Genomic DNA, 13,790 nt, shown 5'->3' with positions numbered 1-13,790 from the left:
GCGCTCAGGGTAAACTTGCGAGCTTGTCGAAACGGCGTATCGAAGGACGGTTCCGGACGATCCTTCGATACGGGCCTTCGCCAAGCTCAGTCCCTACTCAGGATGAGTGGGAAGGGATGGAATGTGCGGGCGCCCCTAGCAGCTTGCTGCAGTGCGTGAAAGCCAGGCGTCCAGCGGTTCCCAGACCGCGGCCCGGGCGCGCGAGCCGACGATCATCCCGACATGGCCGAGATCGAGGTCGAGCCTTTCGCCGGTCCCGTGGGCCGTCGCCGCCGGGACGATCCGATCGGTGGTCGAGACGATGTCGAGCACCCGGCAGGGCAAAGCGGGGGGATCGACCACGCGGCCCGCAACGCACCACCGGCGGGTGCCGGTAACATCCGCGCCGAGCAGATCCTCGAACATCTCGCGCCCGGCGGCCGCGGATATCGGCGGCCCGTCATTGGCCCAATCCTCGAGCATGACGAAGGTGCGCGCCTCTTCGCCCTCCAGGTCGGCGAAGGCCTCGAACTTGGCCACCGTGCGCCCCGGATCGAGGCTCCAGAAGGCCGATTGCAAAAGCTCCATCGGCAGCAGGCCGAGCGCCTCCACCGTCGGCCGGGCGCCGTCCCACAACTCGATCAAGCCCTGCCGCGACCCCGCCGGGAAGCCATGGAAATGCCAGGGTGCGGCGATCGTCGCCACGCCCGGCGCCCCGCTCGGGCCGGCGGCGGCGAGCGCCATGGTCCCGCCGAGGCAATAGCCGGCGAGAATCGCGCGCTCGCCCAGGGCCGCGAGCAGCGGCAGCAGGATCTGCTCGACATGACCGGCGACCGACATCTCGCGCCGCTCAGGCCCGGGCCAGCCCCAGTCGAGCAGCAGTACGCGTCGTCCCCGGCCGCTCAGCCAGCGAAGCAGCGAGCGGTCGCCCATATCGAGCACATTGGGCGGGTTGATCAGCGAGGGGACGAACACGGTCGGGACTCCGCTGCCGCCATAATCGCGGAGCGCCGCGCCGTGCGCCTGCGCCAGCGCGGGCATCGGCTCGCCGGGGTCTCGGCGCGACGCTTCCTGATACTTGCGAAGGCCCTCGAGCGCCGTCTTCATCCGCTCCGGATGCGCTGCGGTTTCGCTGCGCAGCAACTCCAGGAACAGAGGCAGCGGGCGGGGGCGATGTTGCGGTGCGGCATGCCTTGGTGCTAGAGCCGAGGGTGCAGCAAAGGAGCGGTTCATGGCGGCATCCCGGTCGGACGATGACGTGGTCATCATCAAGAAATATGCGAACCGGCGCCTCTATGATACCGAAAGCTCTTCCTACATCACGCTCGAGCGGCTGGCCGAGATGGTCCGCCAGAAGCGCCAGTTCAAAGTGATCGACGCCAAGACCGGCGACGACCTCACCCGCGGGGTCCTGACCCAGATCATCATGGAGGAGGAAGCGCGGGGGACGACCATGCTTCCGGTCAATTTCCTGCGCCAGCTCATCTCGATGTACGGCGATCAGATGCAGGCGGTCGTTCCGCAATATCTCGAGGCCTCGCTCGACCAGCTCCAGCGCAACCAGAGCAAGTTCCGCGAGGCGCTTGCGGGGGCGCTGGCCGCCAATCCGTTCGCCGAAATGGCGCGGCGCAACATGGAAATGTTCACCGCCGCGGCCGCCAAGGGCAACCCGCTGACGGGCGCGATGGGGGCCGACGAGCCGAGGCGGACCGAGCTCGACGAGCTGAAAGCCCAGCTCGCCGCGCTCCAGGAGAAGCTCGACAAGCTGTCCTAGACCCTCGCGTCCCGGGGACGATCACTCGGGCTTCACGAACCTCAACGTCATCCTGTCGCTCTCGCCAATGGCGAGATATCGCTCGCGATCCACGTCCCCCAGGCGAAGCGCGGGCGGAAGGGTCCACACGCCGTTCGGCCAATCGGCCGTATCGCGCGGGTTGGCGTTGACCTCGGAGGCCGCGACGAAGCGGAAGCCCGCCGCTTCTGCGAGCCGGCGAATGGTCGAGACCTTGATGTAGCCGCTGCTGCGCTCGCGCTCGGCGTCGGCGTTCTCCGGCAGTCGGTGATCGACCACGCCGAGCGTCCCGCCCGGCCGCAGCATGGCGAAGATCTGGCGGAAGGCCTCGCCGCTATAATCCTGCCGGTCCTCGCGCTGGTAGCCCATCCGCCAGTTGTGGACGTTGCGGAAGGTGAGCACGACGTCCGCCGAGCCGTCGGGCACGCGCGCCGCTGCGCTGTCGAAGGCGGGGAAGACGGCGGGGCGGATCGCCCCGTAGAGCGCGGAGTCGCGGGCGCGGATTCGCCCGATGCCCTCCTGCTGGCCGGGCAAGGCGGCCGCGTAATAAGTGCCGCCGCCGCTGCGCAGATAGGGCGCGAGGATCTCCGTGTACCAGCCGCCGCCCGGCCAGATTTCGACCACCGTGTCGGACGGCCGAACGCCGAAGAAGCGCAAGGTTTCATAGGGATGGCGGTAGCGGTCGCGGGCCACGTTGGTCGCGGTGCGGCTGGGGGCGGCGATCGCCGTCTTGAGCGCGTCTTCGTGGCCGTCCCCGCTCGGGGCCTGGCTGGCGGCGATGCCCGCGGTTCCGGCGGCGATGGCGAGGGCGAGAAAAATCGAGCGTACGGGCTGGCGGATCACTGATCTCTCCCTAGATCGGCGCGTGGAGCAACGCGCATGGAACAGATCGGATGACGGTGCAACAATGGCTGTGGGGCGCCGACGGAGCAGCGCTTGCGCTGGTGCTCGTCGCGGGCCTCGCCGAATCGCGGCGCGGCAAGCGCCGAACGCTTGACGCCCCGGGCTGGGTGCCGTGGCGCGGGCTTCAGGTGGCGGGCTTCTTCGCTATGCTCGCCTTCACAATCTTCGCGCTGAAGGCTTAGCGGGCAGTCGCGTTCACCCCGCCTGCCATCAGAGGCAGGCTTCGAGATAGGGCTGGTCGAAGCCGAACATCTTGGCCTTTTCGAGCGTGTAGGGCCTGAGACCCATGCTGCGATACTCGCCGATGATCTTGCCGTCTGGAGTCTCGTCCAGATATTCGAACTTGAACAGCTCCTGCGTCACGATCACGTCGCCTTCCATGCCGATGACCTCGGTGATGTTGGTCGTTCGGCGCGAGCCGTCGCGCAGGCGCTTGACCTGGACGATGAGGTCGACCGAATCCGCGATCTGGCGCGAGATCGCCTCCTTCGGCACCTTGATGTCCGACATCATCACCATGTTCTCCATGCGCGCGAGGCACTCGCGCGGGGAGTTGGAGTGGAGCGTGGCCATCGAGCCGTCGTGGCCGGTATTCATCGCGGCGAGAAGGTCGAAGCATTCCGGTCCGCGAATCTCGCCGAGGATGATCCGGTCGGGCCGCATGCGCAGGGCGTTGATGACGAGGTCGCGGATGGTGATCGCGCCCTGGCCCTCGAGGTTCGGCGGGCGCGTTTCGAGCGGCAGCCAGTGCGGCTGCTGGAGGCGAAGCTCGGCCGCGTCCTCGATCGTCAGAACGCGCTCGCCCGGGTCGATCAGCTTGGACAAGGCATTGAGCATGGTCGTCTTGCCCGAGCCCGTGCCGCCCGAGATGATGATGTTCATCCGGCAGGCGCCGGCGATCTTCAGCACCGTCGCCATCTTCTCCGACATCGAGCCGAAGCCGCGCATCATGTCGACGGTGATCGGCTTTTCGGAGAATTTACGAATCGAGATGGCGGTGCCGCGAAGCGAGAGCGGCGGGATGATGACGTTGACGCGGCTTCCGTCCTGAAGGCGGGCGTCGGCGAGCGGCGTCGTCTGGTCGACCCGGCGGCCGACCTTGTTGACGATCCGCTGGGCGATCTGGAGCAGATGCTCCTCGTCGCGGAACTGGATCTGGGCGAGCTCGAGCTTGCCCTTGCGCTCGACGAAGGTCTGAAGCGGCCCGTTGACCATGATGTCGCTGATCTCGGGGTCGTTGAGCAGCTCCTCGAGCGGTCCCAGACCGAGCAATTCGTCAACCAGCACCTTTTCCAGCGCGAACTGCTCGCGCCGGTTGAGGTTGATCTTCAGCTCTGCGAGCACCTCGCCGATGATCGGGCGGAATTCCTCGGCCAGCTCGTCCTTGCTGAGCGTCGCCGCTGCCTCGGGGTCGACACGCTCCAGCAGGCGCGGAAGCACCTGCTCCTTGATCCGGTGGATCGAGGCCTCGAAACCTTCGTTGCGCGAGCTGCCCTGCTCGCCCGATTGCGCCTGGCGGTCGGCGAGGCGGGCCATCGCGTCGCCGCGGTCGACCGGGCCGGAGGGCGCGGCGAAGCTGTCGTCGTCCGCGCCAAGAGTCTCCGGCTCTATCGGCGGAAACTGGCTGCCGCCCTGGCCGGGCTGGACCGGCGCGGGGCCCTTCATCGGCTGCGCGATGCCGAATTGCGGGCGACCCGCCGTTCCGTTGCCACCACCACCGCCGCTGCGTCGACCGAATGCGCTCATAGTCTCTCAGGTCCGTGCTCCAAGGAGAGGTGGTGAATAAGCGGGAAACTTTGACAATTGCCTAACCGGTCAGCGGCCGGCGCTCGCGGGCGGCGCGGGGCAGGGCCGGCAAGCTTGTCTTGGCGGCGGAGCCGTGCAAAAACAGGCGATTGGCATGTTGGAGGGGTAGAATGCGTAAGATCGCCATCCTTTCGCTCCTGATGGCGGCGCCGGGCCTCGCGCCCGCTGCCGCATCCGCTCAATCCTCCGTCACCGGGCCGGACATCACGGTGACCGGCGACGACCGGATCATCTGCCGCCGGGTCACTCGCACGGCGACTCGGATGCGGACCGGCCGCATCTGCCGGACGCAGGCGGAATGGGCGCACGCGCCGCGGGAGCGCAACGCGACTCAGGTCAACGCCAACGACACGATCGATGGCGCCGCCGACAATCTGGATGTGCTCGGCGAGAAGGTCTCGACCAACTGCGTCGGCGGGATGCCGGGCCATAGCGGAGGCTCCGGACCCTATTAGGCCGCTCGGGGCAGCCGAGCCTCTCAGCCCGACTGGGCCGCGTCAGCCTTCGGCGGACTCCGCGAGGACGGTCAGGCCCTTCTCGCCGACCTCGGCGAAGCCGCCGCTGAGGGCGATCCGCTCAGGCTCGCCCGGGAAGGTGCGGTAGATGGCGAGCTCGCCGTCGCGCAGCGTCGACATATAGGGCGCATGGCCCTCCATCACGCCGAAATCGCCCTCCGTGCCCGGGACGACGACCATTTGGACGTCGTCCGAGCGGAGCAGCTTCTCAGGCGTGACGAGCTCGAAATGCAGGGCCATGTGCCTTACGCCTCCTGGGCCAGCTTCTCGGCCTTGGCGACCGCTTCCTCGATTCCGCCGACCATGTAGAAGGCGCTCTCCGGAAGGTGGTCGTACTCGCCGTCCACGACCGCCTTGAACGAGCGCACCGTGTCCTCGATCTGGACGAACTTTCCGGGAATGCCGGTGAAGACCTCGGCGACGTGGAACGGCTGCGACAGGAATCGCTGGAGCTTGCGCGCGCGGTTGACGGTGAGCTTATCCTCTTCGGAAAGCTCGTCCATGCCGAGAATGGCGATGATGTCCTGCAAGCTCTTGTAGCGCTGCAGGGTCTCCTGGACCCGGCGGGCCGTGTCGTAATGCTCCTGGCCGACAGTGCGGGCGGTGAGCACGCGCGAGGTGGAGTCGAGCGGATCGACCGCCGGGTAGATGCCAAGCTCCGAAATGGCGCGCGACAGCACGGTGGTGGCGTCCAGGTGGGCGAAGGAAGTCGCCGGCGCCGGATCGGTGAGATCGTCCGCGGGCACGTAGATCGCCTGGACCGAGGTGATCGAGCCCTTGTTGGTCGAGGTGATCCGCTCCTGCAACGCACCCATGTCGGTGGCGAGCGTCGGCTGGTAGCCCACGGCCGAAGGAATGCGTCCGAGCAGCGCCGACACTTCGGAACCCGCCTGGGTGAAGCGAAAGATGTTGTCGACGAAGAAGAGCACGTCCTGGCCCTCCTGGTCGCGGAAATATTCGGCGATGGTCAGGCCGGAGAGGGCGACCCGGGCGCGGGCGCCCGGCGGCTCGTTCATCTGGCCGAACACCAGGGCGACCTTGGAGCCCTCGGGCGTCGGCTTGCCCTCCGAATCCTTGGCGATAACGCCCGCGTCGAGGAATTCGTGATAGAGATCGTTGCCCTCGCGGGTGCGCTCGCCGACGCCGGCGAATACCGAGGTCCCGCCATGGCCCTTGGCGATGTTGTTGATCAGCTCCTGGATCAGCACGGTCTTGCCGACTCCGGCGCCGCCGAACAGGCCGATCTTGCCGCCCTTGGCGTAAGGCGCGAGCAGGTCGATGACCTTGATGCCGGTGACGAGGATCGCGGTCTCGGTCGACTGGTCGACGAACAGCGGCGCCTCGGCGTGAATCGGGGCGGTGTCCGTGTTGCCGATCGGGCCCTGCTCGTCGATCGGCTCGCCGATCACGTTCATGATGCGGCCGAGCGTCTTCGGGCCGACGGGCATGCGGATCTGTGAGCCGGTGTCGGTCACCTCCTGGCCGCGGGTCAGGCCTTCGGTCGCGTCCATCGCGATCGTGCGGACGGTCGATTCGCCGAGGTGCTGCGCGACTTCGAGGACGAGGCGGTTGTCGCCGTTCCTCGTCTCGAGCGCGGACAGGATCGGCGGCAGCTCGCCGTCGAACGTCACGTCGACGACGGCGCCGATCACCTGGCTGATGCGGCCGACATTGTTGGTGGTGGCGGTGGCCATGTTCTTACCTCTTTGCCTTCTTTGTTCCCCGGCGAAGGCCGGCGTCCACTGTTCAACTTCGTCCTGGGCCCCGGCCTTCGCCGGGGAACGGGACATCAGAGCGCTTCGGCGCCCGAGATGATCTCGATAAGCTCTTTCGTGATCGCGGCCTGACGGGTGCGGTTATACTCGATCGTTAGGCGGTTGATCATGTCGCCGGCGTTGCGCGTGGCATTGTCCATCGCGGTCATCCGGCTGCCCTGCTCCGACGCCGCATTTTCGAGCAAGGCGCGGAAGATCTGGACGGCGACGTTGCGCGGCAGGAGATCGGCGAGGATCTCCTCCTGGTCCGGCTCGTACTCGACCGCGGCGAGCGTGGCCGGAGCGGCCCCCGCCTCCACCGGCGGCACCGGGATGATCTGCTGGCCGACCGGCTCCTGCACCAGCGCCGAGCGGAAGCGGGCGTAGAACAAGTGAACGACATCGATTCCGTCGGTCATGTAACGGTCGACCACGTCGCGCGCGATCTCCTGCGCATCGGCGAAGGCGACCTGCTTGATCGCGCTCGTATCGTGCTGGTGGATGATCTGCTTCGGATAGAGCCGGCCGATCACCGCCTTGCCCTTGCGGCCGACGAGGTAGAAATAGACGGTCTTGCCCTCGGCCATCAGGCCTTCCGTCTTGCGGCGGGCGGCACGCACGATGTTCGCGTTGAAGCCGCCGGCGAGGCCGCGATCCGAGGTGCAGATGATCAAAAGGTGCGTCTGGTCCTTGCCGGTGCCGCCGAGCAGCTTGGGGCTCTCGGGGCCGATCGTGACCTTGGAGACGACGCTGGTCACCACCGCCGCCATGCGCTCGGCATAGGGGCGCGCGGCCTCGGCGGCGAGCTGCGCCCGGCGCAGCTTGGCCGCGGCGACCATCTTCATCGCCTTGGTGATCTTCTGGGTCGACTTGACCGAGGAGATCCGCATCTTGAGCGCCTTAAGAGAGGCCATTTTCTTTCCTTCTCCCTCTCCCCGCTGGGGAGAGGGTCGGGGAGAGGGGGAGTCCGAGGACTCGCTCTACCCTGTTCAACTCACTGGAGAGGCACTGCCCCTCTCCCTTCGCCGCTGCGCGGCTCTTCCCTCTCCCAGTGGGGAGAGGAGACTAGGCAAACGTCTTCACGAAATCGCCGATGATGCTCTTCAGCTTGGCCGAAGTGTCGTCGTCGAGCGCCTTGGTGTCGCGGATCGTGCCGAGCACGTCCCCATGGTCGCTTCGCATGTGCGCGAGCAAGGCGCTCTCGAAGCGGGTCACCGCGTCGGTCGGCACCGTGTCGATGAAGCCGTTCACGCCGGCGAAGATCGAGACGACCTGCTCCTCGATCGGCATCGGGCTGTATTGCGGCTGCTTGAGCAGCTCGGTCAGCCGGGCGCCGCGGTTCAAGAGGCGCTGGGTCGAGGCGTCGAGGTCGGAGCCGAACTGGGCGAAGGCGGCCATCTCGCGATATTGGGCGAGCTCCAGCTTGATCGAGCCGGCGACCTTCTTCATCGCCTTGGTTTGCGCGGCCGAGCCGACTCGGCTGACCGAGAGGCCGACGTTGATCGCCGGGCGGATGCCCTGGAAGAAGAGCTCCGTCTCGAGGAAGATCTGGCCATCGGTGATCGAGATCACGTTGGTCGGGATATAGGCCGAGACGTCGCCGGCCTGGGTCTCGATGATCGGCAGCGCCGTCAGCGAGCCGTTGCCGTTGGCGTCGTTCATCTTGGCCGCGCGCTCGAGCAGGCGGCTGTGGAGGTAGAAGACGTCGCCCGGATAGGCCTCGCGGCCCGGCGGGCGGCGAAGCAGAAGCGACATCTGGCGGTAGGCGACGGCCTGCTTGGAAAGGTCGTCATAGACGATGACGGCGTGCATTCCGTTGTCGCGGAAATATTCGCCCATCGTGCAGCCGGTATAGGGCGCGAGGAACTGGAGCGGCGCGGGCTCCGACGCGGTCGCGGCGACGACGATGGAATATTCCATCGCGCCGTTCTCCTCGAGCGCGCGGACGATCTGGGCGACGGTCGAGCGCTTCTGCCCGACCGCGACGTAGATGCAGTAGAGCTTCTGGCTCTCGTCGTCGCCGGCATTGGCGGGGCGCTGGTTGATGAAGGTGTCGATCGCGACGGCGGTCTTGCCGGTCTGGCGGTCGCCGATGATCAGCTCGCGCTGGCCGCGGCCGACGGGGACGAGCGCGTCGAGCGCCTTGAGGCCGGTCTGGACCGGCTCGTGGACCGACTTGCGCGGGATGATTCCGGGCGCCTTCACTTCGACGCGGCGGCGCTCGGCGGCGTCGATCGGGCCCTTGCCGTCGATCGGGTTGCCGAGGCCGTCGACGACGCGGCCCAGCAGGCCCTTGCCGACGGGGACGTCGACGATCGTCTCGGTCCGCTTGACGGTCGAGCCCTCGCTGATGGTGGAGTCGGAGCCGAAGATGACGACGCCGACATTATCGGCCTCGAGGTTCAGCGCCATGCCCTTGATGCCGCCTTCGAACTCGACCATCTCGCCCGCCTGGACGTTGTCGAGGCCGTGGATTCGGGCGATGCCGTCGCCGACGCTCAAGACGGTGCCGACTTCGCTGACCTGCGCGTCGGTGCCGAAGCTCGCGATCTGCTCCTTGATGACCTTGGAAATTTCTGCGGCGCGGATGTCCATTTTCAGCCTTTCATCAGCCCTTCATCGCGAGGGCGAGATTGTTCAATTTGGTGCGGATGGAGCCGTCGATCATTCGGCTGCCGATCTTGACGACGAGGCCGCCCAGGATCGCGGGATCGATGCGGAGATCGACCGCGATATCGGTTCCGACGCGCTGGCGAAGGTTCTTGCGAAGCGCCTCCACTTGGCCGTCGTCGAGCGGATGGGCTGAGACGACCTCGGCGCTGATCTCGCCGCGGTGGCGGGCGGCGAGCATGTCGAACGCGCGGATCACGTTGCCGAGCTGGGCGAGACGGCGGTTCTTCGCCAGCACGCCGAGGAAGTTGGCGGTCACCGGATCGAGCTTCATCGCGCCGGCGGTGGCCGCGACGGCGCGCACGGCTTCGTCGCGGCCGATCAGCGGGCTCGTGGTCAGAGCGCGCAATTCGTCCGATTCGGCGAGCGCCTGCTTGACGGCGGCGAGGCTCGCGCCCACCGCCTCGAGCTGCTTGCGCTCGTTGGCGAGCGAGAACAGCGCGAGGGCATAGCGCCCCGCCAAGCTAGCCTGAATACCGCCGGAAATATCCACGCGCGTCGCAACTCCTGAATCGGATTTTCGCCCCGGGCGAGTGCTGAGCGCGAGCGCGCTCCCGCCGGGTCGCGGGCGCCCTAGCAGGGGGTTTGCTGCGATGCAAGGTGGCGATCCGGGCTTAGCCCGAGCAGCCGCTCTCGTGCCGACGCCGGGCCTCGGCGACCCGGGTTCGCTCTTCGGCATCGCTGCAGGCACCATACATATGTTGAGTGGTGACGCAGCGTTGGTTGGGGCCTTCGGGCCCAAAACAATCGGTGGAGGTGGATTCATCCGCGCACGCCGTGGACCAGCCACCATGTTGCCCGAAGCGACCGACACTTTGATGGTAATCCGCCCAGCATTGGGCGTCCCAAGGCGCGCCTCGCGCGCGGCCGCAGAGGCAGGCTGCATCGGCCTTGATCTGGAGGTCAGCCAGTTCGCTCGGCGTCGGAATGGTCCCGGTTGCCACGCTGCCCCCGAGGCTATTTTCGGGCGCCGCAAGGTCCCGGAGCGGATTGGCCGTATGCTCGGAGACCGCGACCCAAAGGCCGGTGCCTGCAAGAACCAGAAGCACCGCCCCGCCACCGAAGTTGATCCACTTCTTGCCGGCCATAAAGGCATTTTCATCTGACCGCACTTTGAAAGCAAGCTTCGGGAAGCAGGGCCGTTGCGGAACGGGCAAGAGCATCTCCGCAGGCAAGGAGATTCGCATGACCTACAGGATCGAAGGACTGGCGCCGCAGCCGTTCGCGCCGCTGTTCGCGATGAGCGACGAAGCGCTGGCGGAGCGCAATGCGCGGCGAGCGGTGGCGGACGGGCCCGGCTATCCCTGCCGGATCACGCTGGAGGACGCCGAGACGGGCGAGGAGTTGATCCTGGTCAATCACGTGTCGCAGGACGCGCCGACGCCGTTTCGCGCCTCCCACGCCATCTACGTCCGCAAGGCGGATGTACCCGCGTCCTTCGTGGACGCGGTGCCGCCCATCTTCGGCACGCGAACGCTCGGCCTTCGCGCCTTCGATGCCGAGGGGATGCTTCGCGGCGCTCTGCTGGCGCTGCCGGGCGAGGCGGATGCCGGGATCCGCGCTCTCCTCGAGCGGCCAGATGTCGCTTCCATCCACGCCCACAATGCCGCGCTCGGCTGCTTCCTGGCGCGGATCGGGAGGAATTGACCATGGCCAGCCTTGCAACCGAGCCTCGCGCGCTTACACCCAGGGCCGTGAACGACGCACGCCCGATCCCGGACGCCGCCGCCTGGGCGGCCGTGCTCTCCCGCGACCGCGCGCAGGACGGACGGTTCGTGACCGGAGTCATGACCACCGGAATCTATTGCCGGCCGTCCTGCGCCGCCCGGCATCCGAAGCGGGAGAACGTCCGCTTCTTCGCCGCGCCGGCACAAGCGCGCGCGGCCGGCCTGCGGCCCTGCCTGCGCTGCTCTCCCGACGACGTGAGCCGGGAAGAGGCGGCGCTGGAAAGGGCCTACCGGCTGCTTGGGGAAGCGGAGGAGGCGCCCTCGCTCGAGGCGCTGGCCTCGGCGGCGGGCTATTCGCCGCACCACCTCCATCGGCTGTTCAAGCGCGCCACCGGAGTGACGCCGGCCGCTTACTATCGAAGCCTCAGGGCGAAGCGGGCCGAGGCGGCGCTGGCGGAGGGCGGGCGGATCACCGACGCGATCTACGATTCCGGCTATTCGGGACCGGCGCGTTTCTATGCCGACGCCAAGGGGCGGCTCGGAATGACTCCGTCGGCATGGCGCGATGGCGGACGAGGGGAGACGATCCGCTGGGCGACGGCGCAGACCGACCTCGGCACGATGCTGGTCGCGGCGACCGCCAAGGGCATTTGCCGGCTGTCGTTCGACGAGGATGAAAGCGCACTGAGGCGGCGCTTCCCCAAGGCCGAGATCGCTCATGGCGGCGAGGAAATGGCCGCGCTGGTCGAGCGCACCGTGGCGGCGGTGAACGCGCCGGAGAAGCCCCACGATCTGCCGCTCGACGTCCACGGCACCGCCTTCCAGGAGGCGGTCTGGCGCGAGCTTCAGCGGATCCCGGCGGGCGAGACCCGCAGCTATGCCCAGATCGCCGCAGCGGTGGGCAAGCCGAAGGCGGTTCGGGCGGCGGGGACGGCGAACGGCGACAACAATGTCGCGGTCCTCATCCCCTGCCACCGGGTGATCCGCACCGACGGAACGCTCGGGGGCTACGCCTATGGGCTCGAGCGCAAGACGAAGCTGCTCGAGCGCGAGGGACGCGGCGGCGCCTAGTGCGCCGGCCGCGGCGGCGCCCCGGCAGCCGCCGCCGGCGTCGCCGTGGCGGTGCCGGCAAGGCGCGTCTGGAGCCGGTTGTACAATTCCAGCGCGGTCTCGTGGCGGACGGTGCCGGCCTGGCGGAAGCGCTCCTCCCGACGCTCCCGCTCGGCCCGCTCGCTCTCCGATTCTCCGCGCCGCACGCGCGTCTGGAAGGCGCTCGGCCGGATGATGGCAACCGCTTCCCGAACCAGATTGCGGCGATCGAAGTCCAGCGCCAGCTTATAGCTGATCTCGTCGTCGCTCGGCGCGAGATCGTGCGCGACGTAGAGCGCGTTCTGGGCAGTGTCGGGGGGCATCACTCCCTGGGCCGTGAAGCTGTCGTAATAAGCGAGATGCGGCAGCGGATCGTTCGGCGCGAGGTCCATGGCGCGCAGCAGATAGCGGCGCGCCCCATCCCACGCCCGCTGATCGGTCGAGTGATTGGCCTGGAGAAGAGCGACCTCCAGCGAACCCTTGCGCATCTGGGCGCGAGCATTGTTGGGCGCGACCTCGAGCAAATGGTTCGCGGCCGTCATTGCCGCGGGCAGGTTGCCCGCGAGCTGCTCGGCTTCGGCGACGAGGGCGAGGGCGTAGGGGTCGTTGGGGAAACGAGCGGCGATCGAGCGGATCGTCGCTGCACGCTCCGCGATCTCGGTAGCCCGAACGCCCTGGCTGAGCTTGACCTCCTGCTCGAGCAGCGCCTGCTCGGCGGGGCCGAGGGTGCGAACGGTTATCTGCCCGACGTCGAGCGTGCGGAACGGCAGCCGGACCACATCGTAATGGCCGCGACCGGCGAAATCGAACAGCTCGCTGTTGAGCCGGCCGACGTCTCCGAAGGCATGCTGGGCGGCCTGATCGTAGGGCGTGCCGGCGTTGATCTCGCGCAGATATTGCTGGAGCTGGGTGCGCCGCTCGGCATTTTCGAACATGTAGCGGTTGAGCAGCCAACCCTGGGTGTAGATCAGGTCGACGTCGGGGATGTCGGCATAGGCGCGGGCGGTCAGCAGCCGGCTCAGCGGCACCCACCGGCCCTGGACGAGCGACCGGAACCGGCCTTCCTGATAGCCGCCGATCTCGACCACGTTGTCGGGCAGGAACTGGATCGTGCCCCAGAGCTCGGCATAGCCTTCCGAATACCAGACCGGATAGGTCGCCGGGAAATACTGGAACATGAAATGGTGGACATATTCGTGAAACAGGATCTGTTCAGGGCTCAACTGACGGTGCGTGGCGGCGTGCTGGGTTCCGACGAACATCAGCGCCCGGGCATCCGGGATGTAATAGCCCGCGATGCCGCTGGCGTCGGCCATGTGCTGGACCGCGCTGATGCTGTCGAGAAGGAACACGCGGAAGCGGGGCACCTGCGCCGGCTCGCGCACATTGTGGTAGCGGCGAAGCACGTAGTTGAACTTCTCGAGCTTCGCAGCGAAGTCGCGCGCCTCTTGCTCCGTCCCTTCGGTATAGACGACGAAATTGTTCGACGTGGCTTCGCGCCATTCGGCCTGCGCGGCCGTTGAAAAGAACAGCCCGACGGCGATCAACAGATTGCGAATCATGAATAATTTCCCCACCAAGGCGGCGGCTTATAAAGGCTGACGCCTGCTTTCGC

At 67.3% G+C, this 13,790-nt stretch carries 15 protein-coding genes; 5 read left to right on the top strand and 10 right to left on the bottom strand.

Features of this window, described 5'->3' with window-relative positions:
• Window positions 1–135: 135 nt before the first annotated feature.
• A complete protein-coding gene (locus tag E6G92_07980) occupies window positions 136–1,212 on the bottom strand; it encodes an alpha/beta hydrolase (GenBank protein TMJ19699.1) in 1,077 nt (358 codons plus the stop codon).
• Here E6G92_07980 and phaR point away from each other — a divergent pair.
• Window positions 1,211–1,753, top strand: coding sequence for a polyhydroxyalkanoate synthesis repressor PhaR (gene phaR / locus E6G92_07975; GenBank protein ID TMJ19698.1), 543 nt, complete (start codon window positions 1,211–1,213; stop codon window positions 1,751–1,753). The genes E6G92_07980 and phaR overlap by 2 nt on opposite strands.
• A gap of 21 nt (window positions 1,754–1,774) precedes the next feature.
• Here the strand turns inward: phaR and E6G92_07970 are convergent, their stop codons facing one another.
• Window positions 1,775–2,614 (bottom strand): class I SAM-dependent methyltransferase, encoded by an 840-nt coding sequence (locus E6G92_07970; protein ID TMJ19697.1) that lies wholly within the window; start codon window positions 2,612–2,614, stop codon window positions 1,775–1,777.
• 50 nt (window positions 2,615–2,664) lie between these two features.
• Here E6G92_07970 and E6G92_07965 point away from each other — a divergent pair, with 50 nt between their 5' ends.
• Window positions 2,665–2,856 carry a hypothetical protein gene (locus tag E6G92_07965; protein TMJ19696.1) on the top strand — a complete coding sequence of 64 codons (192 nt, stop codon included), beginning with the start codon at window positions 2,665–2,667 and terminating at the stop codon, window positions 2,854–2,856.
• Between the two features lie 28 nt (window positions 2,857–2,884).
• Here E6G92_07965 and E6G92_07960 read toward each other — a convergent pair whose 3' ends face one another.
• The gene (locus tag E6G92_07960; GenBank protein TMJ19695.1) at window positions 2,885–4,420 is read right to left on the bottom strand and encodes a CpaF family protein; all 1,536 of its coding nucleotides are present in this window, start codon (window positions 4,418–4,420) and stop codon (window positions 2,885–2,887) included.
• Window positions 4,421–4,590: 170 nt separating this feature from the next.
• Here E6G92_07960 and E6G92_07955 point away from each other — a divergent pair, with 170 nt between their 5' ends.
• A complete protein-coding gene (locus E6G92_07955) occupies window positions 4,591–4,935 on the top strand; it encodes a hypothetical protein (GenBank protein TMJ19694.1) in 345 nt (114 codons plus the stop codon).
• 42 nt (window positions 4,936–4,977) lie between these two features.
• On the opposite strand, the gene E6G92_07950 is transcribed toward E6G92_07955, so the two are convergent.
• The 6 genes from E6G92_07950 to E6G92_07925 all read right to left on the bottom strand — a co-directional run bounded on the left by E6G92_07950 (window position 4,978) and on the right by E6G92_07925 (window position 10,606).
• Window positions 4,978–5,235, bottom strand: a complete 258-nt coding sequence (locus tag E6G92_07950; GenBank protein ID TMJ19693.1) for an ATP synthase F1 subunit epsilon — start codon at window positions 5,233–5,235, stop codon at window positions 4,978–4,980.
• A 5-nt stretch (window positions 5,236–5,240) separates the two neighbouring features.
• On the bottom strand, window positions 5,241–6,689 hold the full coding sequence (gene atpD / locus E6G92_07945; protein ID TMJ19692.1) for a F0F1 ATP synthase subunit beta: 1,449 nt from the start codon (window positions 6,687–6,689) through the stop codon (window positions 5,241–5,243).
• Window positions 6,690–6,784: 95 nt separating this feature from the next.
• Complete coding sequence (locus E6G92_07940; GenBank protein ID TMJ19691.1) at window positions 6,785–7,663, bottom strand: F0F1 ATP synthase subunit gamma; 879 nt, start codon at window positions 7,661–7,663, stop codon at window positions 6,785–6,787.
• A gap of 151 nt (window positions 7,664–7,814) precedes the next feature.
• Window positions 7,815–9,344: a F0F1 ATP synthase subunit alpha gene (locus tag E6G92_07935; protein TMJ19690.1), complete on the bottom strand. Its 1,530-nt coding sequence runs from the start codon at window positions 9,342–9,344 to the stop codon at window positions 7,815–7,817.
• Between the two features lie 13 nt (window positions 9,345–9,357).
• Window positions 9,358–9,912 (bottom strand): F0F1 ATP synthase subunit delta, encoded by a 555-nt coding sequence (locus E6G92_07930; protein ID TMJ19689.1) that lies wholly within the window; start codon window positions 9,910–9,912, stop codon window positions 9,358–9,360.
• A 121-nt stretch (window positions 9,913–10,033) separates the two neighbouring features.
• Complete coding sequence (locus tag E6G92_07925) at window positions 10,034–10,606, bottom strand: hypothetical protein (protein ID TMJ19688.1); 573 nt, start codon at window positions 10,604–10,606, stop codon at window positions 10,034–10,036.
• Between E6G92_07925 and E6G92_07920 the strand changes: the two genes are divergently transcribed.
• Both E6G92_07920 and ada read left to right on the top strand, forming a co-directional pair.
• On the top strand, window positions 10,605–11,066 hold the full coding sequence (locus E6G92_07920) for a DUF1203 domain-containing protein (GenBank protein ID TMJ19687.1): 462 nt from the start codon (window positions 10,605–10,607) through the stop codon (window positions 11,064–11,066). The two genes, E6G92_07925 and E6G92_07920, sit on opposite strands and share 2 nt — an antisense overlap.
• Before the next feature lie 2 nt (window positions 11,067–11,068).
• On the top strand, window positions 11,069–12,157 hold the full coding sequence (gene ada, locus E6G92_07915) for a bifunctional DNA-binding transcriptional regulator/O6-methylguanine-DNA methyltransferase Ada (GenBank protein TMJ19686.1): 1,089 nt from the start codon (window positions 11,069–11,071) through the stop codon (window positions 12,155–12,157).
• Here ada and E6G92_07910 read toward each other — a convergent pair.
• The gene (locus E6G92_07910; GenBank protein TMJ19685.1) at window positions 12,154–13,737 is read right to left on the bottom strand and encodes a hypothetical protein; all 1,584 of its coding nucleotides are present in this window, start codon (window positions 13,735–13,737) and stop codon (window positions 12,154–12,156) included. The genes ada and E6G92_07910 overlap by 4 nt on opposite strands.
• Window positions 13,738–13,790 lie beyond the last annotated feature (53 nt).

It is taken from the genome of Alphaproteobacteria bacterium (genome assembly GCA_005883305.1).
Lineage (GTDB): Bacteria > Pseudomonadota > Alphaproteobacteria > Sphingomonadales > Sphingomonadaceae > Allosphingosinicella.
Note: the sequence above shows the minus strand (reverse complement) of the source record. Positions and strands in the feature narration are given on the sequence as shown.

Excerpts from the sequence above, each read along its gene's own strand:
- phaR (TMJ19698.1), top strand. The coding sequence starts at position 1,211 with ATGGCGGCATCCCGGTCGGACGATGACGTGGTCATCATCAAGAAATAT.
- E6G92_07980 (TMJ19699.1), bottom strand. The coding sequence starts at position 1,212 with ATGAACCGCTCCTTTGCTGCACCCTCGGCTCTAGCACCAAGGCATGCC.
- E6G92_07965 (TMJ19696.1), top strand. The coding sequence starts at position 2,665 with ATGACGGTGCAACAATGGCTGTGGGGCGCCGACGGAGCAGCGCTTGCG.
- E6G92_07960 (TMJ19695.1), bottom strand. The coding sequence starts at position 4,420 with ATGAGCGCATTCGGTCGACGCAGCGGCGGTGGTGGTGGCAACGGAACG.
- E6G92_07955 (TMJ19694.1), top strand. The coding sequence starts at position 4,591 with ATGCGTAAGATCGCCATCCTTTCGCTCCTGATGGCGGCGCCGGGCCTC.
- E6G92_07950 (TMJ19693.1), bottom strand. The coding sequence starts at position 5,235 with ATGGCCCTGCATTTCGAGCTCGTCACGCCTGAGAAGCTGCTCCGCTCG.
- atpD (TMJ19692.1), bottom strand. The coding sequence starts at position 6,689 with ATGGCCACCGCCACCACCAACAATGTCGGCCGCATCAGCCAGGTGATC.
- E6G92_07940 (TMJ19691.1), bottom strand. The coding sequence starts at position 7,663 with ATGGCCTCTCTTAAGGCGCTCAAGATGCGGATCTCCTCGGTCAAGTCG.
- E6G92_07935 (TMJ19690.1), bottom strand. The coding sequence starts at position 9,344 with ATGGACATCCGCGCCGCAGAAATTTCCAAGGTCATCAAGGAGCAGATC.
- E6G92_07920 (TMJ19687.1), top strand. The coding sequence starts at position 10,605 with ATGACCTACAGGATCGAAGGACTGGCGCCGCAGCCGTTCGCGCCGCTG.
- E6G92_07925 (TMJ19688.1), bottom strand. The coding sequence starts at position 10,606 with ATGCGAATCTCCTTGCCTGCGGAGATGCTCTTGCCCGTTCCGCAACGG.
- ada (TMJ19686.1), top strand. The coding sequence starts at position 11,069 with ATGGCCAGCCTTGCAACCGAGCCTCGCGCGCTTACACCCAGGGCCGTG.
- E6G92_07910 (TMJ19685.1), bottom strand. The coding sequence starts at position 13,737 with ATGATTCGCAATCTGTTGATCGCCGTCGGGCTGTTCTTTTCAACGGCC.